This window comes from Streptomyces sp. DSM 40750, from assembly GCF_024612035.1.
GTDB lineage: Bacteria > Actinomycetota > Actinomycetes > Streptomycetales > Streptomycetaceae > Streptomyces.
The window spans coordinates 526,550-551,119 of record NZ_CP102513.1 but is presented as its reverse complement, the minus strand read 5'-3'; the positions used below and the strand labels follow the sequence as shown (position 1 = coordinate 551,119).

Annotated in this window: 17 protein-coding genes; 10 read left to right on the top strand and 7 right to left on the bottom strand. The window is 68.8% G+C overall.

From position 1 onward, the window contains the following. Positions 1-22: 22 nt before the first annotated feature. The 3 genes from JIX55_RS02695 to JIX55_RS02685 form a co-directional block, all read right to left on the bottom strand. The gene (locus tag JIX55_RS02695) at positions 23-1,894 is read right to left on the bottom strand and encodes a DUF4091 domain-containing protein (RefSeq protein WP_257561584.1); all 1,872 of its coding nucleotides are present in this window, start codon (positions 1,892-1,894) and stop codon (positions 23-25) included. A gap of 105 nt (positions 1,895-1,999) precedes the next feature. Further along, on the bottom strand, positions 2,000-5,023 hold the full coding sequence (locus tag JIX55_RS02690; RefSeq protein ID WP_257561583.1) for a TIM-barrel domain-containing protein: 3,024 nt from the start codon (positions 5,021-5,023) through the stop codon (positions 2,000-2,002). 301 nt (positions 5,024-5,324) lie between these two features. Further along, positions 5,325-6,224 (bottom strand): SIS domain-containing protein, encoded by a 900-nt coding sequence (locus tag JIX55_RS02685; protein ID WP_257561582.1) that lies wholly within the window; start codon positions 6,222-6,224, stop codon positions 5,325-5,327. Positions 6,225-6,389: 165 nt separating this feature from the next. Here JIX55_RS02685 and JIX55_RS02680 point away from each other — a divergent pair, with 165 nt between their 5' ends. The 3 genes from JIX55_RS02680 to JIX55_RS02670 are packed head-to-tail and all read left to right on the top strand — an operon-like array spanning position 6,390 to position 9,542. Beyond that, positions 6,390-7,646, top strand: a complete 1,257-nt coding sequence (locus tag JIX55_RS02680) for an extracellular solute-binding protein (protein WP_257561581.1) — start codon at positions 6,390-6,392, stop codon at positions 7,644-7,646. 4 nt (positions 7,647-7,650) lie between these two features. Next, positions 7,651-8,622: a carbohydrate ABC transporter permease gene (locus JIX55_RS02675; RefSeq protein WP_257561580.1), complete on the top strand. Its 972-nt coding sequence runs from the start codon at positions 7,651-7,653 to the stop codon at positions 8,620-8,622. Continuing rightward, positions 8,622-9,542 (top strand): carbohydrate ABC transporter permease, encoded by a 921-nt coding sequence (locus tag JIX55_RS02670; RefSeq protein WP_257561579.1) that lies wholly within the window; start codon positions 8,622-8,624, stop codon positions 9,540-9,542. Before JIX55_RS02675 ends, JIX55_RS02670 begins: the two co-directional genes overlap by 1 nt. Before the next feature lie 146 nt (positions 9,543-9,688). Here the strand turns inward: JIX55_RS02670 and JIX55_RS02665 are convergent, their stop codons facing one another. Next, positions 9,689-10,477, bottom strand: a complete 789-nt coding sequence (locus tag JIX55_RS02665) for a DeoR/GlpR family DNA-binding transcription regulator (RefSeq protein ID WP_257561578.1) — start codon at positions 10,475-10,477, stop codon at positions 9,689-9,691. A 195-nt stretch (positions 10,478-10,672) separates the two neighbouring features. Here JIX55_RS02665 and JIX55_RS02660 point away from each other — a divergent pair, with 195 nt between their 5' ends. Further along, positions 10,673-11,506: a class II fructose-bisphosphate aldolase gene (locus tag JIX55_RS02660; protein WP_257561577.1), complete on the top strand. Its 834-nt coding sequence runs from the start codon at positions 10,673-10,675 to the stop codon at positions 11,504-11,506. Between the two features lie 176 nt (positions 11,507-11,682). Here the strand turns inward: JIX55_RS02660 and JIX55_RS02655 are convergent, their stop codons facing one another. Together JIX55_RS02655 and JIX55_RS02650 are read right to left on the bottom strand one after the other, a co-directional pair. Further along, positions 11,683-12,651 carry a PaaX family transcriptional regulator C-terminal domain-containing protein gene (locus tag JIX55_RS02655; protein WP_257561576.1) on the bottom strand — a complete coding sequence of 323 codons (969 nt, stop codon included), beginning with the start codon at positions 12,649-12,651 and terminating at the stop codon, positions 11,683-11,685. Next, a complete protein-coding gene (locus JIX55_RS02650; protein WP_257561575.1) occupies positions 12,648-13,283 on the bottom strand; it encodes a GNAT family N-acetyltransferase in 636 nt (211 codons plus the stop codon). Before JIX55_RS02650 ends, JIX55_RS02655 begins: the two co-directional genes overlap by 4 nt. A 198-nt stretch (positions 13,284-13,481) precedes the next feature. Between JIX55_RS02650 and JIX55_RS02645 the strand changes: the two genes are divergently transcribed. After that, complete coding sequence (locus JIX55_RS02645) at positions 13,482-14,489, top strand: alpha/beta hydrolase family protein (protein WP_306819975.1); 1,008 nt, start codon at positions 13,482-13,484, stop codon at positions 14,487-14,489. Between the two features lie 282 nt (positions 14,490-14,771). Here the strand turns inward: JIX55_RS02645 and JIX55_RS02640 are convergent, their stop codons facing one another. After that, positions 14,772-16,238: a hypothetical protein gene (locus JIX55_RS02640; protein ID WP_257561573.1), complete on the bottom strand. Its 1,467-nt coding sequence runs from the start codon at positions 16,236-16,238 to the stop codon at positions 14,772-14,774. A gap of 346 nt (positions 16,239-16,584) precedes the next feature. Here JIX55_RS02640 and JIX55_RS02635 point away from each other — a divergent pair, with 346 nt between their 5' ends. The 5 genes from JIX55_RS02635 to JIX55_RS02615 all read left to right on the top strand — a co-directional run bounded on the left by JIX55_RS02635 (position 16,585) and on the right by JIX55_RS02615 (position 24,546). After that, a complete protein-coding gene (locus JIX55_RS02635) occupies positions 16,585-17,895 on the top strand; it encodes an alpha/beta hydrolase (RefSeq protein WP_257561572.1) in 1,311 nt (436 codons plus the stop codon). A 45-nt stretch (positions 17,896-17,940) separates the two neighbouring features. Then, positions 17,941-18,975, top strand: coding sequence for a serine protease (locus JIX55_RS02630; RefSeq protein WP_257561571.1), 1,035 nt, complete (start codon positions 17,941-17,943; stop codon positions 18,973-18,975). Positions 18,976-18,979: 4 nt separating this feature from the next. Next, the gene (locus tag JIX55_RS02625) at positions 18,980-20,086 is read left to right on the top strand and encodes an effector-associated domain EAD1-containing protein (RefSeq protein ID WP_257561570.1); all 1,107 of its coding nucleotides are present in this window, start codon (positions 18,980-18,982) and stop codon (positions 20,084-20,086) included. After that, positions 20,079-23,837 (top strand): tetratricopeptide repeat protein, encoded by a 3,759-nt coding sequence (locus JIX55_RS02620; RefSeq protein WP_257561569.1) that lies wholly within the window; start codon positions 20,079-20,081, stop codon positions 23,835-23,837. Before JIX55_RS02625 ends, JIX55_RS02620 begins: the two co-directional genes overlap by 8 nt. Before the next feature lie 67 nt (positions 23,838-23,904). Then, the gene (locus JIX55_RS02615; protein ID WP_257561568.1) at positions 23,905-24,546 is read left to right on the top strand and encodes a hypothetical protein; all 642 of its coding nucleotides are present in this window, start codon (positions 23,905-23,907) and stop codon (positions 24,544-24,546) included. Positions 24,547-24,570 lie beyond the last annotated feature (24 nt).

The following is a 24,570-nucleotide window of genomic DNA, read 5'->3' as shown; positions in this document are numbered from 1 at the left end:
AACAGGGATGTCCATCGTCCTCTCATGACGTCAGCCCCTTCACCACTGCCGCCCGCGCGGTCTCGATGTCGCCGACGTCCTTCGTACGGCCGTCGAGGTCCCGCGTCGCGGTGGTGAGGGCCTCGGTCAGCGCGTCGCTGTCGGTGCCGCCGCCCTCCTTCTTCCGTAGCCGGGCGATGAGTTCGTAGTCCTCGACGCCCTCCTTCAGCTGCTCCCAGCGGATGCTGGACATCGGGCCGTCCTTGCCCGGATAGACCAGGTACTCGTCACCCTGGGTGAAGATGTGCACCGGCTGGCGGAAGGGGTCGCTGGTCCAGCTGTTGTACGACCAGCGCAGGAACCCGTCCAGGTTCCGCTGGGCGGAGATCCACGGCAGCATCCGCGACTCGACGGCGGGGGAGTACGACAGCGTGTTGGGGTGGGCCGGCGAGCCGTACACGTAGAAGGTGGTGATCTTGCCGGCCTTGCGCCGCTCGGCCGCCTTCTCCTTCGTCATCGCGTCGATGCCGCCCCAGTCGACGGACAGGTTCGACGCGACACCTTCCGTGCTGATCGACCCGGCCACGGAGATACGGTCGTCGAAGACCGGCGCGACCTCGTGGACGAAGTCCTTGACCACCCTCATGGTCTCGATCGGCCGCTCGTCGAAGGACAGCCACGTGTCCTCCAGCCAGCCCTTCGTCTTCAGATGGGCCTCGAAGGCCGGCAGATACGCACCCCACGCCTCCCGCCAGCGCTCCCCGCCCAGATCCACGTTCTCGTAGACGGTCCTGCCGGTGCGGGTGTCGGTGTAGGTGAGGTGCTCCTGGTCCTGGAACGCCAGCATGGAGAAGGCGCCGATGCCGGGCCCGAGCCCGGCGCGTCTCGCGGTCTGGACGTACTTGTCCCAGCGGGAGAAGTCGAAGGCGAACTCGTCGCCGTCCCACGTCCAGCCCACCATGCTGGTGTACGGCGTGGCCGTCTGCGACTCCCGGGTGCCGAGCGACCACTGGTGGTGCCACGGGTTGTCGACGATGGTGGTGTTGATGACCTTCTGGCCGCGTGAGGCCAAGTCGCGGTTGTACCTTTCGATCAGCTTCCAGTGCCGGTCGGACCAGAGCTTCACGCCGTGGTTCTTGGCCATCGTCTCCGGCTGCGCCCACACGTCGAGGAAGAAGTCGTAGTCCTCGGGGTCGGGCACGCTCGCGTCCGCGACCTCGATGGTCAGTGGGTAACTGGCCTGGGTGCGGCCGTCGGCGTCGACCTTCACCGTGCCGGTGTAGGTGCCGGGCCTGGCCTTCTCGGGGATGTGGAAGGTGAACCACAGCGGCTGCGCCGCGTAGGCGGGCACATCCACGGAGGACCGCTCGTCGAGTGCGTCGCCGACCACATCGGGGTTGCGGTCGCCGGAGACCTCCTTGCCGGAGCTGACCTGGTCGATGGTGGCGGACCAGTCCACCTCGCTCTTGGAGCGCTGCACGGGCACGTACTTGACGAACCGGACCTGGGTGTCGTCACCGGACAGCTTCGCACCGCCGGGCCCGGTGAGGTCGCCGACCACGGCCTTGACGTTGTCGAGGTCCTTGCCGGACGCGATCGCCAACTGCGCCGAGACCTGCTCGTTGCGCACGGCGGAGAGCTTCAGCTCCTTGGTGTCCTTGCCCTTGATGGCGGTCATCGGGTAGCGCGGGACCCGCTCCGCCGCGGAGTCGGCGAAGGACCCGGTGGGCACCCAGGTGAGGGTGTCTCTTGTGCCCATGGCGTCGGCGACCTTGACGGTCAGCCAGGTGGCGGTGGCCTTGGAATTGAGGTCGGTGCCGGTGGTCGTCGTATCGGTGACGGCGATCGCGGTGGTGCTCGCGGCCACGACAACGCCGGCGACGAAGCCCGCGACAGCTGAGGACGTACGTGCCATGGGGGTCGGTTCCCTCTCTCACGGCGGTGCAGGGAGTGGTCCCCGGCAGGCCCCCAGGGGGAGGCCTGCCGGGAAGCGGCGGTGGTGCCTGGTGATGCCGGCGTGTCAGGAAGTGACGGAGAATCCGCTGAAGACGGCTTCGATGTTCTCGCCGGGGTAGTTGACGTTGGCCGCGCCGGCGACCATCCCCGCGTCACCGGTGCCGGTGGCCGACGGCACCTGGGCGTTGCCGACCTGCGACCAGGTCTCGCCGTCCTTGCCGGCGTACGCGGTGTAGGTGTCGCCGTCCCGGGTCAGCTTGAGATACGCCGGGTGGTAGGTGGAGCCACCGCCCGCCCACGTGTCCAGCTTGCCGTCGCCGTCGCTGTCGGTCATGAACTCCAGGCCGTACTGGTCGGTCATGACCAGCACCGCGTAGCCGCCCTTGTCCGGCGCGGTCAGATCGTTGGCGAGGGCGATTCCGGCCTTGCCGAACGGTGAGGCGCTGTCCTGAGAGACCAACTTGGCCTCCACGGTGGCCTTCTCGCCGGCGGCGTCGTCGAGGTAGATGACGCCTTTCTCGTCCTTCCAGCCGGACAGGTCCTCGCCGCCGGCCCAGATGGCGAACTGGTCCCCGGCCTGGGCGTACTGGGCGTCGTCGGTGGTGGTGTCGGTTGTCCGGTACGGGTCCTGGATACTGCCCGGGGCGGCCTTCACCTGCGCCTGCACCGTGTCGGCCGCCTTCTGCGATCCGGCGTAGCTGACGGTGCCGGTGAGGTCGTGGCTGCCCCATCGGGCGTCCTCCGCGGGGGTCACCGTCCAGGTGGTGGTGAGTGTCGCGCCGTTCCTGAGGGACCGCGCGGTGGCCGGCCCGGTCGCCCTGGCGGTCCAGCCGTCGGGCAGGTCCAGTGCCGATCGGGCGTTGTTGATGGTCCGGGTGCCCCAGTTGGTCACCTCGGTGGTCACCTCGAACGGCGTGCCGGAGGCGGTGGACGGGGAGTCCGGGCTGATCAGCAGGGAGGCGGCCGGGACGTTGTCGCGCTTCAGTGCCTTGATGGCCTTGGCGGCGCCCTTGGCCTTGAGGTCGACGAAGGCCGGGGTGACGCCGAGCGGTGCCGCGTACCCCTTGAGGGTCTTGGGGCCGCGTATCACCGTGCCCTGGTTCACGTCGTACCAGGTACCGGAGGGCAGGTAGACGCTCCGGGTGGAGCCGGTGCTCAGCTTGGGTGCGGCCAGCACGGCCGGGCCGAGCATCCACTGGTCGGTGACCGTGTAACTCGGCTTGTCCTTCGGGAAGTCGAAGAACAACGGCCGCATGATCGGGTCGCCGGTCTTGAGGGTGCTCTGCACCTGGTCCCAGATGTAGGGGGCGAGCTTCTCGTGCGTCTCGATCGCCTCCCGGTAGAGGTCGATCGTCTCCTGGTCGTAGTCCACCTTCTGCCCGGTGGTGGTGTCATTGGTGTCCACCGGGGACGTCGAGGCGTACATCAGCGGCATCAGCGAAGCGGACTGCGCCCACCGCACCAGCACGTTCTTCGACGGTGCGGGCTGGCCGCCGGAGCCGCCGATCATGTCGGACTCGACGAACGGGTAGCCGATGGTGGAGATGGCCAGGTTCTGGGTGGCGGACGCACGCAGGGAGTCCCAGCCGGTGCCCTTGTCGACCTGGCGGGTGACGAAGCCCGCCTCATGGGCCGTCTTGTTCCAGTGCACCCGGATGCCCGCGCCCTGGAGGTCGAACTCGTCGGCGAGTTCCGTGCCGAGCTTCTGGTAGTCCGTGGCCTGGTGGCCCTCGCGAGGCGCACACTTCTCGTCGAAGAAGCGGGTGTCGAACTTCAGCCCGTCGATGTCGTACGTGTCCATCAGGGTCTTGAGGTTGCCCTCGTACCAGGCCTTGGCGTCGGGGTTCGCCAGGTCGATGATCCCGGCCTGGCCGTTCCACCAGGTCACTTCACACGGCTTGCTCGTGTCCTTGGCGTCCATGAGCAGATAGCCCTTGTCGACCGCGTACTGGTAGTTGTCGGAGTCCAGGTTGATCCACAGGGTGACCCAGATACCGAAGTCGAACCCCATGTCGTGGATCTTGTCGGAAAGGCCCTTGGGATCGGGGAAGGTCTGGGGATCCCAGGTCAGATTGCCGTAGTTCGACTCCCACTTGTCGTCGAGCTGGATGGTGTGCCCGTCCAGACCGTTGTCGGAGAGGTCGGTGGCGTAGTCGAGCAGTTTCTCCTGGTCGATCTTGGTGTAGAACTGCGCCCAGGAATTCCACAGCGGCTTGGCGTACTGCTCGTACGGGGCGTCGCTCTTGGTCGGCTTGCCGACGATGCCGACGTAGTTCCGGTAGACCTCCAGCGGGGTCGACTCGACGAACACGGTGGCCTTGTAGGTGTCCGAGGACTCGACCGTGAAGCGGCCGAGGCCGTCCTTGCCCTTGTTGATTGCCACGTCCATGACATCCCCGGTGTCGACGCGGAGGCCGGTCGCCGCGGAGGTGTACCAGAACGGGTCGATCATGTTGTACGACGCCGGTCCGAAGGCCTTGTGGTCGACCTCGCCGGTGTCGAGAGGCCAGGGCTGGTTGACACCGGGGCCGCCCTGCGGGGTCTCCGCCTCGCCGTGGCCGTACCAGTGGCCGGCCGACGACAGGTCATAGGCGAGACCTAATTGGTCGGGGCTGGTGCCCTCGACGTCCCAGCTCAGGTCGTAGCGGTCGGCCTCGGGCGTGAGCCGGGCCTCGATGGTGGCGCCGTCGAGGGTGGTGTCGGTGATGAGGGTGAGGACGCCGTTCCGCCACGTCCAGTCGGTGACCGCGGTGGCGTGCTGCCACGTGTCGTCGGAGCGGAACCGGAGGCCTCCGGTGTCGCCGCCTGCGGTGCCGAGCACGGTTCTTCCGGCGCGCTCGGTGGTGAGGGCGAGTTCGTCGGTGGCGATGTCGACGGTGTAGCCCGGCGCCTTTCCGGTGCCCGGCACGGACAGGGTGAGCCCGTCCGCGCTCTCGGTCACCGTCGGCTGGGCTGCGGCGTCCGCCCGGGCTGCGGTGTCTGCCCGGGCCGGTGTGGTGAGGGATTCGGCGACGGGCGGGATGAGCGTCAGGGCCAGGGCGGCCAGAAGTGTGCCGAGGCCGCGCGGCCTGAGCGGTTGGGTGCGCACTCACGTCCTCCTGCGGGGCGGGGCATGGCGTGATGGAGCAGCACTGCAAGATCATGCGTATTTCTGTTCATGTTCTGGCGATAAACGTCAGCTGTCAACACTCGCATTCATGATTTATCAGCAGCACCACGGGCCACTGTCGGACCTGGTGACGGTTGGTTTCCCGGGTCCACGCCCTGCCTCGGGAGGCCGCGGACCCGGGGAAAACGGCTGTAAATTCCGTGTGAACCGCGCCCGATTCGGGCGGTTCCGTTCTCATGCGCGGGGGCGGCGGCCAAGGGCTGCCGGGGGGCGGCCGGGGTCAGGTCAGGATCACCGAGCGGGTCAGATGGCGGGGGTTGTCCGGGTCGAGTCCGCGCGCCCCGCCGAGGGTCGCGGCGAGCCGCTGCACCACGATCAGGTCGGCCACCGGGTCGCGCCCGAGGGCGACCAACTGGCCGCCGGTGCGCGCGATCTCCTCCGGCAGGCCGACGGGAACGGCCGCCGGATCACCGAACCACCAGGCCACCCGGCCCGGTCCGGTGATGCTGATCGGCCCGTGCCGGTACTCCATCACCGGGTACGCCTCCGTCCACGCGCCCGCCGCCTCGCGCATCTTCAGGGCCGCTTCCTGGGCGATCCCGTACGCCCAGCCCCGCCCGAGGAAGGTGAACTGCTCGGCGGCGAGAAGCTCTTCGGGCAGCGGCTCGACCAGCGCCGAGGCGGCCTGCGCCCCCAGATGGCCGAGGTCCTCACCGAGCAGGGCGCGCAGCAGCACCAGTTCGGTGGTGGCGAACCGGGTCTGCACCACCGACGTCTCGTCGGCGAAGTCCAGCACTACGGCCGCGTCGGCGACATCCATGACCGGGGTCGCGGGGTCCGCGGTGACCGCGACGGTGGGCGTTCGGCCGCGCAGTCGGCCGAGCAGTTCCAGGACCTCCGAGGTGGTGCCGGACCGGGTCAGCGCGACCACCCGGTCGTAGGCCCGGCCGGCCGGCATCTCGGAGGCCGGAAAGGCGTCCGTCTCCCCGTGGCCCCCGGACTCCCGGAGCACCGCATAGGCGTGGGCCATGAACCAGGAGGTGCCGCAGCCCACGACGGCGACCCGCTCACCGGGCCTGGGCATGGCCGCGTACGCGGGGGCGTCCGGCCGCCGTGCCAGTTCGGTGGCGCGGCGCCAGCACTCGGGCTGGGTGGCGATCTCGATCTCGGTCCGACTCATGAAGGGGCTCCCGTCTCCGTGCTCATGGGGCTGCGGCATAGCCGAGTGGTAACCGTCGGCCCTTGACATCATGCGCGATCCCTTGGGCATGATGGATGTTGATGCTTGATCCTAGCCATTATCGAGCAGAAACAATCACTCGGTTGCAGTGAAGGTGGGTACCCCGTGAAACGGCACCTCGTCGGTATCGCAGCAGGTGTGTCCCTCGCTCTGGTCCTCACCGGATGCGGCAAGGGAGGTTCGTCCGGTGGCGGTGGCGGTGACGGCGACGGAAAGACGATCAGATTCGTGGCCGCGAAGTACGACGATGACACCCAGCCCTACTGGGAGAACCTCATCAAGGACTTCGAGGCCGAGAACCCCGGCTACCAGGTCGAGTTGGAGGTCGTCGACTGGGAGCAGATCGACTCCAAGGTCAAGACGTACATCCAGACCGGCCAACAGCCCGACGTCCTCAACTACAACAAGTTCTCCGACTTCGCGCGCGACGACCTGATCCACCAGGCCAAGGACGTCGTGTCGCCCGAGGTGCTCGACGACTTCCTGCCGCTCTTCGCCGACCAGGCGCGGTACGAAGGCGTCCAGTACGGCCTGCCGTTCATCTCCAGCGCGCGGCTCTTCTTCTACAACAAGGACATCTTCGACGAGGCCGGGATCTCCGAGCCGCCGTCCAGCTGGGCCGAGGTCGAGGACGCGGCCGAGAAGGTGAAGAAGGCCGGGGACATCCCGCTGGGCCTGCCGCTCGGCGCGGAGGAGGCCCAGGCCGAGTTCTACATCTGGGCGATGAACAACGGCGGCGGCTGGACCGACAAGTCGGGACAGTGGGCCGTCGACCAGCGGGCCAACGTGGAGACGCTGGACTTCCTGCGGAAGCTCACCAAGGCCGGTCTGACCCAGCCCAACCCCGAGGCCACCAACCGCAAGGACGTCTTCAACCAGTTCGCCCAGGGGAAGATCGGCATGATCAACGGCGCCGTCTTCATGCGCAAGGGCTTCATCGACACGGTCGACAAGAACCTGAACTACGGCGTCGCGCCCCTGCCGAGCAAGGACGGTACGACGCACAACACGCTCGGTGTCCAGGACTACCTGGTGGCCTTCAAGAAGGACGAAGGCAAGAACCGCGAGGCCGTCAACAAGTTCCTCGACTTCTTCTACCAGAAGAAGAACGCCTCGAAGTTCCTGTCCACCGAGGGGTTCCTCTCGGTCACCAAGTCGGCCGGTGACGCGCTGAGTTCGGACTCCGCCTACTACAAACCGTTCGTCGACGCGCTGTCGGGCGCGCGGTTCGCACCCACCGACAACCCGAACTGGTCCACCGTCGAGGGCGCCGTGAAGCAGCGCATCGGTACGGCCGTGTCGAGTGCCGAGCCGGAGAAGGTCCTCGGCGAGATCCAGAAGACCGCCGAGAAGGACGGCTGACGGGGTGGCCGTACAGGACGCCACCGCACGCACCGTCGGGGCGAAGAAGGACCGGACCCCGGCGGCACCGGAACGCGGCTCCCGCCGCCCCCGGCCCGCACGCCGTCTGCGGGCGCTGGAGCCGCTGCTGTGGCTCGGACCCGCACTCGTACTGATCCTGGCCGTGGTCGTCTGGCCCGTCGTCGAGATGGTCCGCACCTCCCTGATGGACATCAGCTCCACCGGACTGACCCAGGGCTTCGCGGGCGGTGCCAACTACACCGAGCTGTTCGCCGAGCCGGACCTGCCGGGCGTGGTCCTGCGCACCCTCATCTGGGTGGTGGGCGTGGTGACGGTCACCATCACCGTCTCGCTGGGCCTGGCGCAGTTGCTCAACGCCCGTTTCCCGGGGCGTCGGCTGGTCCGCTGGGCGCTGATCGTGCCGTGGGCGGCGTCGGTGCTGATGACGGCGCTCACCTGGCGCTGGATGCTCAACAACTTCTACGGCGTCGTCAACCGCGTACTGATGGACGTTGGCCTCCTGGACAAGCCGGTGAACTGGCTCGCCGACCCTGTCCAGGCGTTCGCCTGGATGATGGCCGCGGCGGTCTTCGTCTCCCTGCCGTTCACCGCGTTCGTCATCCTCTCCGGGCTGGGAACCATCCCGGCCGAGGTCTACGAGGCGGCCCGCCTGGACGGCGCGGGACCGGTCCGCACCTATCTCGGCATCACACTGCCGCTGCTGCGCCCGTCCCTGCTGGTCGCCGCGATCATCAACGTCATCAACGTGTTCAATTCGTTCCCGGTCATCTGGGCGATGACCCGAGGCGGCCCCGGCTTCTCCACCGACACGACCACCACCTATATGTACAAACTCGCGTTCGACAATCAGGACGTCGGCGAGTCGGCCGCCCTGGCCGTGGTGAACTTCGCGCTGATCCTCCTGGTGGTGCTGGTGTATCTGCGCGTCGTCCGCCGCCGAGAGGAGACCGGCTGATGTCCGCCGTCACAGCCGAAACCGCACCCACGGCCGAAACCGCAGCCGAAAACGCAGCCGAAGGCGCGGCCACAACCGCCCGGCGGCGGCGCCCGCCCCGGCTGCGCACCGTACTGCTGACGGCGGTGGGCTGGCTGGTCGCCCTGACGTTCCTCGCGCCGTACGTTCAGATGCTGCTCACGGCCCTGAAGCCGACGCCGGAACTGATGAAGTCACCGCCGTCCTATCTGCCGTCACGGTGGGAGTGGTCCAACTTCGCCGATGTCTGGTCGCTGAAGGATCCGCCGGTCAGCGACGCGCTCTGGTTCTCGCTGTACGTCGCCGGGATGTCCACGCTCCTCGCACTGGCTGTGGGCCTGCCTGCCGCGTACTACACCGCCCGCCACCGGTTCCGCGGGCGTGGCGCCTTCCTGCTGCTGGTGCTGGTCACCCAGATGTTCGCGCCGACCGCGCTGCTGGTGGGCATCTACCGGGAGATGGTCAGCCTCGATCTGACCGACACCGCGGAGGGGCTGATCCTGGTCAACGCGGCGTTCAACCTGCCGTTCTGCATCTGGATCCTCAACGCGTACTTCGCGAGCATCCCCAAGGAGCTGGAGGAGGCGGCGTACATGGACGGGGCGGGACGGCTGGGCGCGCTGGCCCGGGTCACCCTGCCGCTGGCGCTGCCGGGAGTGGTGACCGCGCTCGTCTACACGTTCATCGGGGCCTGGAACGAGTACGTCGTCGCGCTCACCATCACCTCGTCCGGCGACCGGACGACGCTGACCAAGGCCATCCCGGGCTTCGTCACGGCCTACCAGGAGCAGTGGCAGTACCTCTTCGCCACCTCGCTGATCGCGATCGTGCCGGTCGTCGTCCTGTTCGTCTTCGTGGAGCGCTATCTGATCAGCGGTCTGACGGCCGGCGGCATCAAGTGATCAGCCGGGCAGGCCCATGGGCCGGGGCCGGCGCTGGGGCTGGGGCTGGGGTCGGGGCTCCGCCCCCGGTCCGGGCTTCGGCCGGGGCTCCGGCTCCGGCCTTGGCCGCACGCCCGCCGGCCCCGGCCTGGAACACGCGAAGATCCTCAGGCCCGGACGATCTCCACGCCCGCCGCGGCGAACGGCTCGGTCAGCTCGGGGCCCGCCGCCTTGTCGGTCACCAGCACATGGACGTCCTCCACCGGGCAGATCCGGGCGAAAGCCCGCCGGCCCAGCTTGGAGGAGTCCGCGACCACGACCACCTGTTCGGCGCGGAGGGCCAACGCCCGGTTGATGCCGGCCTCGCCCTCGTCCTGGGCCGTGGCCCCGTGCCGGACATCGATCGCGTCGACGCCGATGAAGACCTGATCGAGGGTGATCTGTGCGAGCACCTCGGTGGCCAGCGGCCCGGTGAGTTCGTACGAGGCCGGGCGGGCCACACCCCCGGTGACGACGAGCTTCACATGGCGGCGTACGACCAGCTCGTTGGCGATGTTCAGCGCGTTGGTGACGACCGTCAGCGAGGGACCGGCGCCCTCCGTGCTCAACTCGGGCCTGACGGCCAGCGCCCGGGCGACCGCGGTGGTCGTGGTGCCGCCGTTCAGACCCACCACGGCGCCCGCCTTCACCAGGCCCGCCGCCGCGTCGGCGATCCGCTCCTTCTCCGGAGCGTTGCGCGCGGCCTTGTAGCGGAGCGGCAGGTCGTACGCGATCGCGTTGATCACAGCACCGCCGTGCGTGCGGGTCACCATCTGCTGGCGCGCCAGCTCGTCCAGATCACGCCGGATCGTGGCGGCGGAGACCCGCAGTTCGTCCGCGGCGGCGTCGACCTCGATCCGCCCGTCGCGCGTCAGCATCTCCAGCAACGCGCTCCATCTGGCCTGCGGTGCCGCCATGCGTTGTCCCCTGTTCGTGGTGTGCGGGCCCATGAACATCACAGGCCGAAGTCCGAATCTCCGAAGCCCGAATCTCCGAAGCCCGGATATGTAGAGCCCGGATGTGAAGGCTGATGCCTGTTTGAGCATTTTATCTCGCCAAAACAAGCGAATTCGTGCACGGATGTCTCAGCCCAGGAAGGCCATTACTACCCCATGCCCCTGTTCTCCACCGCCGAACTCGTCCGCTCCGCCCGCGCCGACGGCCGCGGCGTCGGCGCGTTCAATGTGATCACACTCGAGCACGCCGAGGCGATCGTCGCGGGCGCCGAGGCTGCCGGAGCACCGGTCATCTGCCAGATCAGCGAAAACGCGGTCCGCTTCCACGGCGGCTCCCTCGGCCCCCTCGCCTCCGCCACGGCCGCCGTGGCGGAGGGCGCCCGCGTCCCGGTCGGCCTGCATCTGGACCACGTCACCGACGAGGCGCTGCTGCGCCGCGCCGGCGACTTCGGCTTCGGCTCGGCGATGTACGACGCCTCGGCGCTGCCGCACGACGAGAATGTCGCCGCCACCCGCGCCGCGGCCGACTGGGCCCACGCCCAGGGACTGTGGCTGGAGGCCGAACTCGGCAAAATCGGCGGCAAGGACGGCGTACACGCCCCCGGAGTCCGTACCGATCCCGACGAAGCACGCGCTTTCGTGACCGCCACCGGCGTCGACGCGCTCGCTGTCGCGGTCGGCAGCTCCCACGCGATGACGACCAGAACCGCGAAACTCGACCACGACCTCATCGCCCGGCTCGCGCACGCCGTCCCGGTCCCGCTGGTCCTGCACGGTTCGACCGGCGTACCAGACGACGAACTCCGCCGGGCGACCATGGGAGGCATGACGAAGATCAACATCGGTACGGCGCTGAACATCGCCTTCACCGGGGCGATCCGCGACTTCATCGCCGGGGACATGCACACCGTCGACCCGCGGGCCTACCTGGCGACTGCCCGCACCCGCATGGCCGAGGCGGTGGAACACCTGCTGCGGGTCCTCGGCTGAGGGGCCACTGACAGCGGTGGCCGATGGTGTCGAAGGAGCCCGCCACGGAGAAGTGCCCGGCCAGGTGCTCCTTCTCCACCGCGATGGGCACCGGGTCTCAGCCTTGTGCCGCGGTGAGTTGGTAGGGGACCGTTGGTAGGGGACCGTCTGGCCATGGTCCGTGGCGTTCCGGCAGGTTACGCCAGAAGATCACGGTGTGGATCTCGTAGACCATGCCATTGACCACCTGCTGATGGGCGAGCCGCGGCCGCCCGGTCGCCGCTGCGCGCGGCGCGGTCTGCCGCCTCCCGGGTGACGTCGGCGTAGAGGCGGAAGAAGACAGGGCGGGCTTCGCCGGGTTCTCGTGCGTGCAGGGCCGCCCAGCACCGGGCGATGAGCTCCCGGGCCTGCGCGCCGGGCCAGGGTTGGGGCAGGAGCTGAGGCGGCAACAGTGGGTCGCGCTCCATGGCGCGGGTGAGTTCGGCGGCCAGCTCGACCGCGATGGTGAGGAGTTCGGAGGGGGAGAGTCCGGTTGGGCCGGTGAGCCGGGCGAGGCGGGGCTGGGCGACGCGGCTGAGGCGGTGGTATCGGTCGGAGATTTCCTGCAAGGGCCACAAGCGGCGGGCGAGTTCGGCAGGATCTTGGATGTCGCCCCTGCGCAGGTCTGTCGTGGTGAGGAGGGTGAGGGCGCCATGGGCGCCGAGGCGGTGGGCCGCTTCTTCGACGTACGGCTCCCAGGTGTTGGCGCAGACGTACAGTCCGCCCTGGAGCGGGGCGCCGCCGAGGTGGACGAGCGTCTCGCGCAGAGAGTCCCGGACCGTGCGCGCCGATTCGGGCACCGCGAAGGCGACCAGGTGCCAGACACCGTCCCACGGCGCGAGCCCGGCTTCCTGCTGGAAGGCGTGCCGGAGGAAGTCCGCGTTGGGGGCGAGGGCACGCGTGGTCTCCGCGGTCGCGTGCAGCTCCGCCTTGCGGCCGCGGCCTTCGTGGGTGAACCGGCCTTCGGTCACGAGGCGTTTGATGCACAGCCGGACCTGCTGGTCGCTCATGCCCAGGGCGTTGGCGACGGTGTACAGCTCGTCCGTGCTGACGGTGCCGTCCTCCCGGATCAGCGCGTGGACGAGCAGGCGGGTGGGAATTTCGACGTGGTCCGCCTCAGCGCTCACAGGTGTGCAGCTCCTCTCGTTCCGACGGCGCGACGCATGGTGGTCACTCCGCCGAACCCCAGCAGCCCGCGCAGGTAGGGCGTGCGCTCGGTCCGCACGGCCGTGAAGCCGCGCCGCTCGTACAGGGCTCTGGCTCGCGGGTTGGTGTCGATCACATCCAGTCTGATCTCGCGGCAGTCCTGCTCCACCGCGACGGCGGCCACTTCCTCTATGAGCAGGCTCCCGACGCCGCGGCCTCGTATGCCGGCGTCCACGGCGATGCCGTCCATGACGAGTTGCCCGGGGGCGGGATGGCGTTCGAACAGGGCGAGGAGCAGCAGTCGGTGCAGTCCTCGCAGGTGTCCATACACGCGCAGCACGGCGGAGGCCGACCCTCCGGTGAGGGCCCGGCCGCCGAGTTGGTAGCCGGCGAGGCCGACGAGCTGCCCGTCGAGGAGCGCGCAGACCGCGCGATCGGCGTTCAGGTGGGCGGCGAGGAAGGGCACCGCCTTGTCCGGAGGGTTCAGGGCGGGGCCGAGTTTGCGGCCGAAGGCGTCCCAGTACAGCTCGGCCGCCCGCCGCTCGGCTCCGGCCGGAACACCCCGCCGGACTGTCACCGGTCCAGTGCCGGCGCCCGTTGTGTCCAGTCCCATGCCGTCTCCTTGTCTCGCTGCGACCTCAATTCAAAACTATCATCTTCACAACGACCGTGCTGGTAATGATAGTTTCACCTCTCGCCGGCCTCCGACACCCGACACCCGACAGAGGTGGTCAGTCCCATGTGCCCAAAGATCCAATCCCGGCGGCGCGGGCTCCGCACCGGTGTGTGGTCACTCGTCACGGTTCTGATCGTGGCCGCCAATCTCGTCGGTGTGGTGCTGTGGCAGAACTCCTACGACATGGACGAACGGCGGGTCTCGATTCGCCACGGCGGCCACACCCTCAACGGCGTACTGGCCACCCCCAGGGACGGCCGCAACCGCCACGGCCTGGTCGTTTACGTCCACGGCGACGGCCCAGTCGGCGCCACCCACGACGACGGTTACAAGCCCATGTGGGAAGCCAACGCCAAGGCCGGGTACGCCTCCCTGTCCTGGGACAAGCCCGGCGTCGCGGGCGCCCCCGGCGACTGGCTCGACCAGTCCATGGACGACCGGGCCAACGAGGCAGCCGCCGCCATCGCCTGGGCGCGCGCCCGCCCGGACATCGACGGCGACCGGATCGGACTCTGGGGCGCCAGCCAGGCGGGCTGGGTCCTGCCGAAGGTCGCCGCCAAGACGCCCGTGAGCTTCGTCATCGCCCTCTCGCCCGCGATCAACTGGCTCCAGCAGGGCCGCTACAACCTCCTCGCCGAGCTGCGCGCCGACGGCGCACCGGCATCCCGCACCAAGGCCGAGATCGCCAAGAGCGACACCACCCGCCGCCTGCTGGAACGCCATGCGACCTTCGGGGAGTACGTCAGGGCGATGGGCGGCGACGCGGACGGCATGACCACCGGCCGCTGGGGCTTCATCTCCAAGAACTACACCGCGGACGCCACGCACGACCTCCGCGCCCTGCGGGGCATACCGGTGCTGCTGGCCCTCGCAGGCCATGACATCAACGTGGACACCGCCGACACCGAGCGCGTCTACCGCAAGGTGCTGGAAGCGGAAGGTGGCCTGACAGTCAAGCGTTACCCGGACGCGGCCCATTCACTGGTCAAGCAGTCCATCGAGCAGTCGGACCTCGAGACCACACTCACCGCACTTTTCTCCCCCCGCTCGCTCTTCGCGGACGGATTCCTGGACGGCCAACGACAGTTCCTCATGGAGCTCGGCCGAGACTCCGCGGCAAAAGTAGATCCTGGTCGTGGATGATCGGGCCCTGGGACCGGGCCGACCCACCCAAGCGTGGAGGCCCCGCACGATGAACCTGACCGGATGGGCAGGCGGGCCGGGCTCTGCTTGCCGCGGGTGATGCGGCGGGGAACTGGTCTTGTGATTCCTGATCAAGTCGGACGAGCCGTGCACCATGCACGGTTCCGGTTCGTCCACCGATGCGCTCACCGCCCGCATTCATGCCGGCCTCCAGGCTGAGCGGGCCGCCCGCGACCCAGGACAGGGGCACGTCCGCTCCTCCGCCGTGGCGGTCCGCAGGTGTCAGGAGCCGGGCGGGCGAAGCCCGGCCACCGCCCATTTCGCCCGCGTGGACAGCTGGCTGAGCGCCTTCGCCGACTCCTTGCCGATCGTGTCCAGCAGGACCCTGCCGTGCGCCATCGTCGTACGCGCGAGTTCCGCGTCACCCGCCTCGACCGCGGCGAGCGTCAGCTCCAAATGCTGCTCCGTGATCAGTCGGCCGAGCCCACGGCGGTGCCACTGGGGAACCACTCGGTCCGACGTGGCGCCATCGGCGCCGACCGCCGCACGTGCCCGCTCCAGCGCCCGCCCCGCTGCCGCGAGGTCGCCCTTACGACGCTCCAGGCGGGCGAGGACGTACGCCTCCGAGGCGCAGTCCCATGGCGTGTCCTGAAGGGAGAGGAGGTTGAACTGGGCGCGGGCCGCCTGCGCGTGGTCACCGATGCGCTCCAACGCGCGGCTGAGCTCCCGTAGTCGGTCCGCGTCCGGACCCGTGTCGTCCAGCATGCGGATGAGCGCGACCCGGGCGTGCTCGACACGACCCTGCCGGTGGGCCAGCTCGATCCAGGTGAACTCGCTCTCCCCAACCACTTCCCGCCCGTGCCGCTTGGCTTCCTCGGCGCGGGCCCACTCCAGGGCTCCGGTACTGTCGGTGACCTGCCCGGCAGTGGCCGACCGCAGCAGCCGAACGTCCCCGTCCTGACCGTGCAACGCCACCAGCACAGCGGCCAGCCGCCGCTCCTCGAACCACTCGGTTCGCTCGGCACTCTCGCACTCCAGGAGGAAACGCAGCAGCGGCAGGTCGTCGTCCCGGCGGTCATACTGCGCCGCCCGCAGCACCCCCGCCCGTAGCACCGCATCCTCGGCCGCATCCTCCCGCGCGCGGAGGTCGCCGGAACGCATCCGTTCCAGCGTCTCCCGTCCCGGGCCGAGAACGACGTCGCGCAGGGGCTGGCGGAAGGACTCGTCCAGCCGGTACGCGCAGAGCTTGTGGGAGTTGAGCAGGACATGGTCCGGCTCGGTGCGCCCGGCAGCCGATTCCGCCAGGGCAAGGAGTTCGACCAGCGGCCGGTCCGGCAGGCCCAGACCGCTGATCAACGCCGCTCGCTGCGCGTCCAGTTCGCGGGCGAGCTCCTTCGGCAATTCTTCGTCCGCCGCACGCATCTCGGCGAGCAGGTCCTCCTCGTCCAGCTCGGTGGAGATGTTCTGGCGCCGCCCGGGCAGCCGGACGAGGATCTCGATCGCCTCGCCGACACTGTCGGCGAGCAGCACGGCGTCCCCCGCGGAGGACGCGTGGAGCACAGCCGTTCCCCCGCACAGGAAGTACGTGCCGCCGGTGCGGTCGCCGGCGATCGGCTCCAGCGACGAACCGGACGCCAGGTGCACCGCCTCGACGTGATAGGCCCGGCTCACATCGAAGTCGAACGGGAACGCGGCCAGTTCGGCCAGATCAGTGTGGCTGCGCAAGAGTTCCAGAACGCGGTCGGTCATACGACCGAACCCTAACGAGGCTCCAACAGGGGCATCGGGCGCATACGGTTCTCCGAGGTGGCGGCGATGTGCCTCAGCTCGGCCACGCCGATGGACGGGGCGGCGTCGGAACTCGCCGGTATATCTCATCCCTCAATTACTCAACAGGACAACCCTGTTGGGTCCCTGCTCGGGATCTTCGTGTCCGTTTACTGCGTTCAGGTCACTCGGCCATTTGTTCGGCGAGCCAAGCCTCGAAGGCGACCAGGACGAACAGGAGCACCGTGCGATCTCATCTGGGTATGCTGCCTCTGATGTGTCGGCGCAGATCCGAGATCTGGACGCCGCCACTTCCGGGGGAGGGGCATTGGAACAGTGGGGGCCGCTGGTGCCGGCGGTGGCGGCCATCTGGCCGAGAGTCGTAGGACATGTCTCGGAGCACGAACTGAGCGACCTCGAAGACCTGGTGCTGGCCGGCCTGTGCGCCTACGACCAGGCAAGCGCGACGGCCGCGGCTGAGGCGCCCAATATGACGCCCGAGTCCTTCGACCTCATCGACACCGCGGCGCGTTCCGTGGAGGCCGCCCTTCGGGCTCGCCCACCTCTGGGGGCCTGGCTGAACGAGGAGTTCGATCGGCTGGCCGAAGGACAAGAACGCTTCGGGCCCGCGGCCGCGCCCTCCTACTGGACCGCCTTTCAGCGTTCGCTGCTCGTGCCCGTCATGTACGCCACCGACCGAGCGGAGCAGGGCTCGGGGGCCTATGGGTCCCGGCGTGGTGCACTCTCCTACGGACAAGCCACGGTGAGCGTGCCCGACGACCGCACGGTCGGTTCGGTGGGCAAACCCCGTTGGTGGCGTCTGCAATTCCGTCCTGACCCGGTCCGGGACGTGGTGCTCGGCGCGACCGAGCAAGCGGACGCCGACGCCTTGGTTCAGCGAGTGCGTACGCAGCTCGATCACGGTACGGACCGGGAAGCGCTGGTGTTCGTGCACGGCTACAACGTCACCTTCGCCGACGCCGCCAGGCACGCCGCTCAGATCGCCTACGACCTCAACTTCACCGGAGTGGTCCTGCTTTACAGCTGGGCGTCGAAGGGCGGGGTGCTGGACTACCCAGCGGACGGGGACGCCGCACGCCGGGCCGTCCCGTACTTCCAGACATTCCTGCGGACCCTGCTCACCCGGACGGGTGTGCGCCACGTGCACATCATCGCCCACAGCATGGGAAACCGACTACTCACCGACGGGCTGGCCGGTCTGGACACCACGGCACTGCCGGGGAACTCCGGACGGCTGGGCCACATCGTGTTCGCCGCTCCGGACGTCGACCGCGACGTCTTCCGGCACCTTCTCCCCGCCGCTCTCCGGCAGGCCCGCACCTGCACGCTGTACGTCTCCGACAAGGATCGCGCCCTGGCCGCGGCCCGTAGACTGTCGGACTTCCCGCGAGCGGGGCAGGGCGGCACCTCGGTGATCGTCGCGCCGGGACTGGACACCGTCGACGTCACCGAGTTGGGGACCGACATCCTCGGCCACTCCTACGTGGGCAACCACGCCACCGTACTCGCCGATCTCCATGGGTTGCTCAGGCACGGCCATGGGCCGGCACAGCGCTACGGGCTTGCCCGCACACCGCACCCGGACGGCGACTACTGGTCGTTCCTGCCGCAGAAATGACCTGGCCGTTGGCCGCGACCGACGATCGATATCGAGTGACAGACGATGACTCACTTCGTGGACAGAGTGCCTTTTCAATGGAACGCGCCCGGCGCTCTGGAGCTGCGCGATCTGCTGGCCTCGGTGTACAACCGCTCCTCACAGGTCGAGCAAATGGCCAAGCGGGCAGGAGTGGTGACCGGCTACGTCAACTGGGACCGCCCCATGATGACCGTCTGGTTCGACCTCATCGAAACGGCCAGCAACCAGAAGCAGTTGCGGCCCCTGCTGGAGGCTGTCACCTCCGGACCCGACCGGGCCGTCGGCGACCGGGTTCGTGAACTGCTCGATACGCATCCCGTGGTGGAGGCTCCCGACCGGACCAACAGGGCAGGAGACTTCGCACACTTCGAAGATGTCGACGACCTCGAGCGCCAGATCTTTCGCTCCAGTACCCTTCAGGACGTGGTCTTCCTGCGCCGAGGCACGGAACTGGCCACCGCCGTGTGCCGACTGCGTGTCACAGCGGCTGACGGCGCCCAGTACCACGGGACCGCGTTCCGCATCGCGGATGATCTGCTGTTGACCAACCACCACGTGCTGTTCGACGCCGCGGGAGAGCAACCCACGGCGGTGGAGGCCTGGTTCGGCTACGAAGCCGACCTGCACGGGCGGACTCGTGATCACCAGGTGGTGGTTTGCGAACCGGCATCGGCCGTCGGCGAATCCGAGCCGGACTGGGCAGCCATCCGCAGCACGGCAGACATGCCTGACGACGCCATGCGTGTGCCCTTCCCCGGAAGCGTTTCGGTGGCCAGGAACGACAGGGTCTACATCATCCAGCACCCGCACGGCGGCGTGAAGAAACTCGGCGCCCGCCACAACGTCGTACGGCACGTGGACGACACCGTGATCCAGTACTGGACCGACACAGAACAGGGCTCGTCCGGCTCACCGGTCTTCGACGAACACTGGGCGCTGGTCGCCCTGCACCGCCGCTGGCGCAGGATCGGTGCGGGCGACGAGCCGGCCGAGTTCCGCAACGAAGGCCTTCGGATCGAGCGTGTCGTCGAAGGGCTCACCCGAAAGCGGCTGGTGTGAACCGATGCCCGCGTTGATCGACGACTGCGCGTTCAACCTCGATGACGAACGCGCCAAGAACCTCCTCAAGGCACTGATCACCGTCTACGGGAACAAGCACACCGCACGCCAGCTCATTCTCAGCGCCGGTCTCAAGGAGGGCGACATCAACTGGGAAAACAGCATGGCCGACGTGTGGCCGGAGGCCCTGGAAAAGGCGGCCCCCGCAGGCCGCCTGCGGGCTCTCGTCGAGACCGCTGCCGCCGATCCCAACACCACCGCCCACCCCGTCTTCCAGTATCTGCTGACCGAGGAGACGTCCTCCCAGGAGGCGGACCCCTGTTCCGTCTATCTGGTCAACAACCGCCAGAGAGCCTTCTTCAACCGTCTGACGTTCCGGACCACACTGCACGACATGGTCACGGGCGGGGGGAAACGCGTGCTGGCCGTGCGGGGCCAGCGCCGTTCCGGCAGGACACACAGCTGGTACCTGATCGCACACGTGCTGGACAGCTATCGCGTCAACCGTCGCCGGATCCGCATGAGTGACTACTACTCCCCGGTGCGGGTCGCGGATATCGGGCACACACTGCGGGAACTGTTCGGATGGAACATCTCCATAGACCTCAACACATCGGAGGACAGCCAGGCACGGAGCCTGGTGAACCAGATCGAGAACGTGATGAACGAGGAGCAACGTGACAGCCGAGCGCAGAGCGGCCACTGGCTCGTGATCGACGACTCGGAGTCCGTGCGGTTCACAGAGCCTGCCCTGAGAGCCCTGACCCGTCTGGTGGCCGCGGTCATCGAGGAAGAGATGGCGGACCGGCTCCGCATCGTCCTGCTGGCGTACGACGGCTGGCTGCCCTCCGACCTGCAGTCGTATGTCTGCCATGAGGAGTTGACCCCCCTCACCGGCAAGGACTTGCACGACTACGTGCTCGCCGTCGCCAAGGAAGCAGGCAAGCCCGTCGACCCCGACCAGGCCGACCACCTCGCCAACGAACTGAGCAGCCGATCCGGCGGGGGAGACGTCACCGCCGACGCGCCACTGCCGATGACCGACAGACTGCAACTCGCCGCCGCGTCCTGGGCCCGCGAGCAGTACGCCCGCGGTGAGCGGCGTGGCTAAGGTTCCGATCGGCGCACACCAGCAGGAGAGCCCCCACGACCGCCGCACGTTCCGAGAACGGACGGTACTCCTGGGCTCGTTCACCGCCCACGACCTCGTTCCTCCGGAGGACGACGAGACCGCCACACACAGCGCCGCGTTACAGGATTTCCTGCTGGAGGACTGTTCGCGTATCACGACGTCCCGGGGCCGTCGGTGGTGCCTGGCTCCCGGCCCCCGGGCCCGGACGCTGGATGACCTGAGCACCCGTGACAGGCTGCTGGCCGCGGCAAGATCCGCGTCCGACATCGGCGAAGACCCGGCACGAGCCTGGACCGAGCGTCTCCTCCTGGGCGCAGATCGGCCGCTGGCCGAGCAGAGCTTTGACGAGTTGTACACCGGGCTGACCGTGGTCGGTTGGTTCAAGGAGGCCCCGCGCGCTCGGGACCAACTGGCTCGGGACGGAGTCGTGCTGCCGGATCCCGACGACATCGAGCACGCCATAGGACGGGCCCGCCTGCTTCAACCGCTGTGCGCCCTCGCCGACGCCAAGTTCACCGGCCGTACCGACGAACTGGCCTGGCTCAGTGCTCACCTCGGCGAAGCCCCGGACAACAACCGGCCCGACTCGGCGGACCCGGAGAAGTGGCAACGCGGTGACGCTCCCGGCTCCTGGGCGTTCGTGCACGGGCCTGGCGGCGTGGGCAAGTCGACACTCGTCGCCCGCTTCGTGCTGGACCGTATCGACGGCTACGGCCGCGTTGCCCACGGCTTCGCAGCCGACGACGGCCGGCCACAGGCCGCAGCCGACGTCGCTGCCGCCGACCGCGGCAACGCAGGCGGCCGTCCCCCCGCGGACGTCGGTGCACCGGACGACGACGGTCGGCAGTCGGCTCAAGGACTGCGTCCGATGCCCTGCTTGTATCTCACCTTCGACCGGCACGACCTTGTCGCCGAGAGGCCGCTGACCCTTGTGGCCGAGGCTGTGCGCCAACTGGGTCTGCTCTTCCCGGACCTCGCCGGGCGTACGGAGGAACTGAAGCGGGAGCTGGAGATCACGCTGGCTGCTGACCGGCTCACTCGCTCCGAGGACGGTCACTTCAGTCCGCGGGCCGCCCATCAACGCGACGAGTTGACCCTGATCGACGCGTTCGCCGCGCTCGTCACATCGGTCACCGGCGGCACCACCCAGCTGTGGTTGCTCGCGCTGGACGCCTTCGAGCAGGTGCAGCGCAGCGGGCCGGTCGCCGTGCAGCGCCTCCTGAACTTCCTCTCCCTGCTGCACCTGGCCCATCCGGGTCTCCGGGTTCTGGCAGCCGGCCGGGCGCCCGTCGAAGCGGCCCCGTTCCGGTGCTTACCGTTGGAGGGATTCGACCCCGCCACCGCCCGGGCCTTCCTCCACCGGGAGCTGACGGACAGTGCCGAGGACGCCCTGCCTGCCGAGAGCGGCCGGGAGCTCGAAGCCATCATGCACATCGTCGGCACCAGTCCGCTCAACCTCAAGCTCGCCGCCGCACTCGTGCGGCGGGCCGGAACCCAGGTCCTCGGCGATCGGCGGCTGCGGAGCGAACTCCTGCTGCAACTGGGCGCCGAGACGGTGCAGGGCGTGCTCTACCGGCGCCTCCTGGACCACCTCCACGATCCGGACCTGCGCCGCATCGCCAGTCCCGGGCTCGTCGTCCGCACCCTCACGCCGGGGGTCATCCGAGAGGTGCTGGCCAGGCCGTGCGGTCTTGGCCACGTGGACGAAGAACGCGCGCGGAGACTGTTCGACGACTTCCGGGCCGAGGCCACACTGGTCGAGGAGGTGCCCGGCCGGGACGCCGTCGTGCATCGCGGCGACGTCCGCCGGGCGATGCTGCCGTTGCTGCGCCGTGACCAGCGGTCCGTCGTGGACCGGATCCACCGCAAGGCCGTGGGCTACTACGCGCTGCTCCATGCCGGGAACGACCTGGTGGAAAGCCGTGTGGAGGAGCTGTACCACCGTCTCTCCCTGGCACAGTCGACGCAGACCCTGGACAAGCGCTGGATCGACGCGGCAGGTGCACTTCTGGAGAGCGCCATGGAGGAACTGCCCGCGCGCGCCCAGGTGTACCTCACGGAGAGACTAGGCAACTCGGCGACGGCCGAGCTGCGCGCCATGGCGGACGACGAGACCTGGGAGCGTCAGGCAACGCGCGTCGGTAAGGCTCTCCTGGCGGCGGACAACCCCGCCGAGGTGACGGAGGTGTTGGCCGAACGCGAGCATCTGGTGCCCGACAACCTCGATCTGACCCTGCTCAGCATGCGGTCGATGCTCGCCCTGCGCCGCCCCGCGGACGCGTACGAACTGGTCGACCGAGCCCTGGAGCTGGCCGCGGAATCGGCCGATCCCGTCGTCTTCGTGGACCTGGCTCTCCTGGGGGCCCGCACCTGTGAGGACCTCGGCCGCTTCGACGACGCCCTGGACCTTCTGACGCAGGCGCGTCGCGTGGCCGAGCGCCCGGGCATGGCGATCCGTCTGCTGTCCGTGGCCGCGGCGCAGCTCAGGATCCATCGACGTGGCGGCTCCGTGGACACCGCGGAGGCGGTCTCCCTGCGCGCGGACACCTTGGTGCGAGTGCGCAACCTGGGCTCGAAAGCCTATCGGCGTCACCCCCTGCTGATTCGCGAACTGGCTGCCGAGATCGGTGACGAGATGCCGGAGCTGGTGTCCTACACGGCCAGGTCACTGGGTGTCGGCGGCACCGAAGGGCCGGACGACGTCCTGCTCGGTTCGCTGACCGGCGAGGTCGTGACCACCCCGAGCACCGAACGGACCGCAGACGCTCCCGACACGGGTGGGCAAACCGTGGCCGCCCGGGACCGGGACCCTGACGGACCGGCGGTGTCTCCGGGATCGGTGCGCGTGAGCAGCGTCAGCGTGAGCAGCGTCAGTCGGGGGTATGCCGTCGGAAGCTACCTGGACAGTCACCCCGATGGGGCCGCGCCATGGAACCGGGCCCTGGTCGACTCCTACCGGCACGAAGTGGACCGGCCCTACACCCGAGACGCCGTCGTCGTCATTCCAGGATTCGCCGGAAGCACCCTGGTGGACGAAGAAAGCGACGAGGTCGTCTGGGGAAGCACCTTCAACCACGTCATGAACCTCATGCGGCAAACCCGCCGTAGCAACGGTCTCGCCGTGACGGAGGAGGAGCGCCAGGGACAGGGAGGGCGCCTACGGCCCGCCGAGCTGCTCCAGGGCCCTGCCTGGCTCCCACTGATAGGCGGGCTGTCGCCCTACGGCCGCCTCGTCAATGGTGTCCGCTCAGTAGTGGTGCACGGCGACGCGGCGCTGGAGTTCCCGTACGACTGGCGACTCTCGGTGGGGACCTCCGCCCGCCGCCTGGCCGAAGCCGCTCTACGGCATCTGGCGCGATGGAGGGAACACGCCGCACATCAGGCTTCCGCGCGTCATGGACCCGCCGACGGATCGAAACTGGTGCTGATCGCCCACTCGATGGGGGCTGGTCGCGCAGGCAGCCTTGGCCGCATACCCGGAACTGTCGCGGGCAACCCGGGACGTCATCACCATCGGCACGCCCTTCCGTGGCACGCCGCAGGTCATGCAACTCCTCGCTTCACGGCGCTCCCGGCTCCAGCGGAATGCTCTGTCGAACCCGCTCGGCGAGGCAGTGGGTACCATGCCGAGTCTGTACGACCTGCTTCCCGACACGCCGTGCGTGCTCACGGACAGCGGAGGGCTACGCCGTCTCACACCCCGCGACGTCCAAGCGGTTGGCGGGGATGACGCGCTCGCCGAGGCCGCTTTGGCCGCACGCCGCAGCCTCGCGGCCGCGACCGGGCGACTGCCGCGCATGCATGCCATCGTGGGCACGTCACAGCCCACTCCGCAGAGCATGGCCATCGAGGACGGTGCCGTCCGACTGTTCCGGCACGTTCCACGGCTGCGGGACGACGGCACACCCGTCCGTGACGCACGGGGGCTGCCGGTGCTGGTGGACGAGGGAGGTGACGGCCTGGTGCCGAAGTGGTGTGCGTTGCCGACCGACCCCGCCACCTATCTGCCCGTCGTGGGACACCACAGCTCACTTCCCGCCAGCGCGACGGTGGTCAACATGGTCCAGGAGATCCTCACGGGCAAGTTCGATCGCCGGACGTCTCTGGAAGGACCCTTCGGCGCTCCGGAGCCGGCCGGCGGCGTCGCGTCGCTCGCACCGTCCTTCGGGATCAGCGCGCCGTCCGAGGTCGTACCTGGGCAGGAGTGGTCCTTGACGGTCACCGGGGCGCATCCCGCCGCCGTCGCGTGCCGACTGCTGCGCGCCGAAACCGGTGAGGTGACAGCACGTATGCGACTGACCTCGGCAGCTGGAGATCCCGGTACTTTGACGGCGCGGGCTGTGGTGAGCACCCCGGGGTTCTACCAGGTGGTTGCCCAAGCGGGAGGGCTGTCCGCCACGGCGTTGGTGGTGGCGGTCGACTGTCCGACGGGAGACTGAGACGGGGCCTCTGAGATGAGTGCA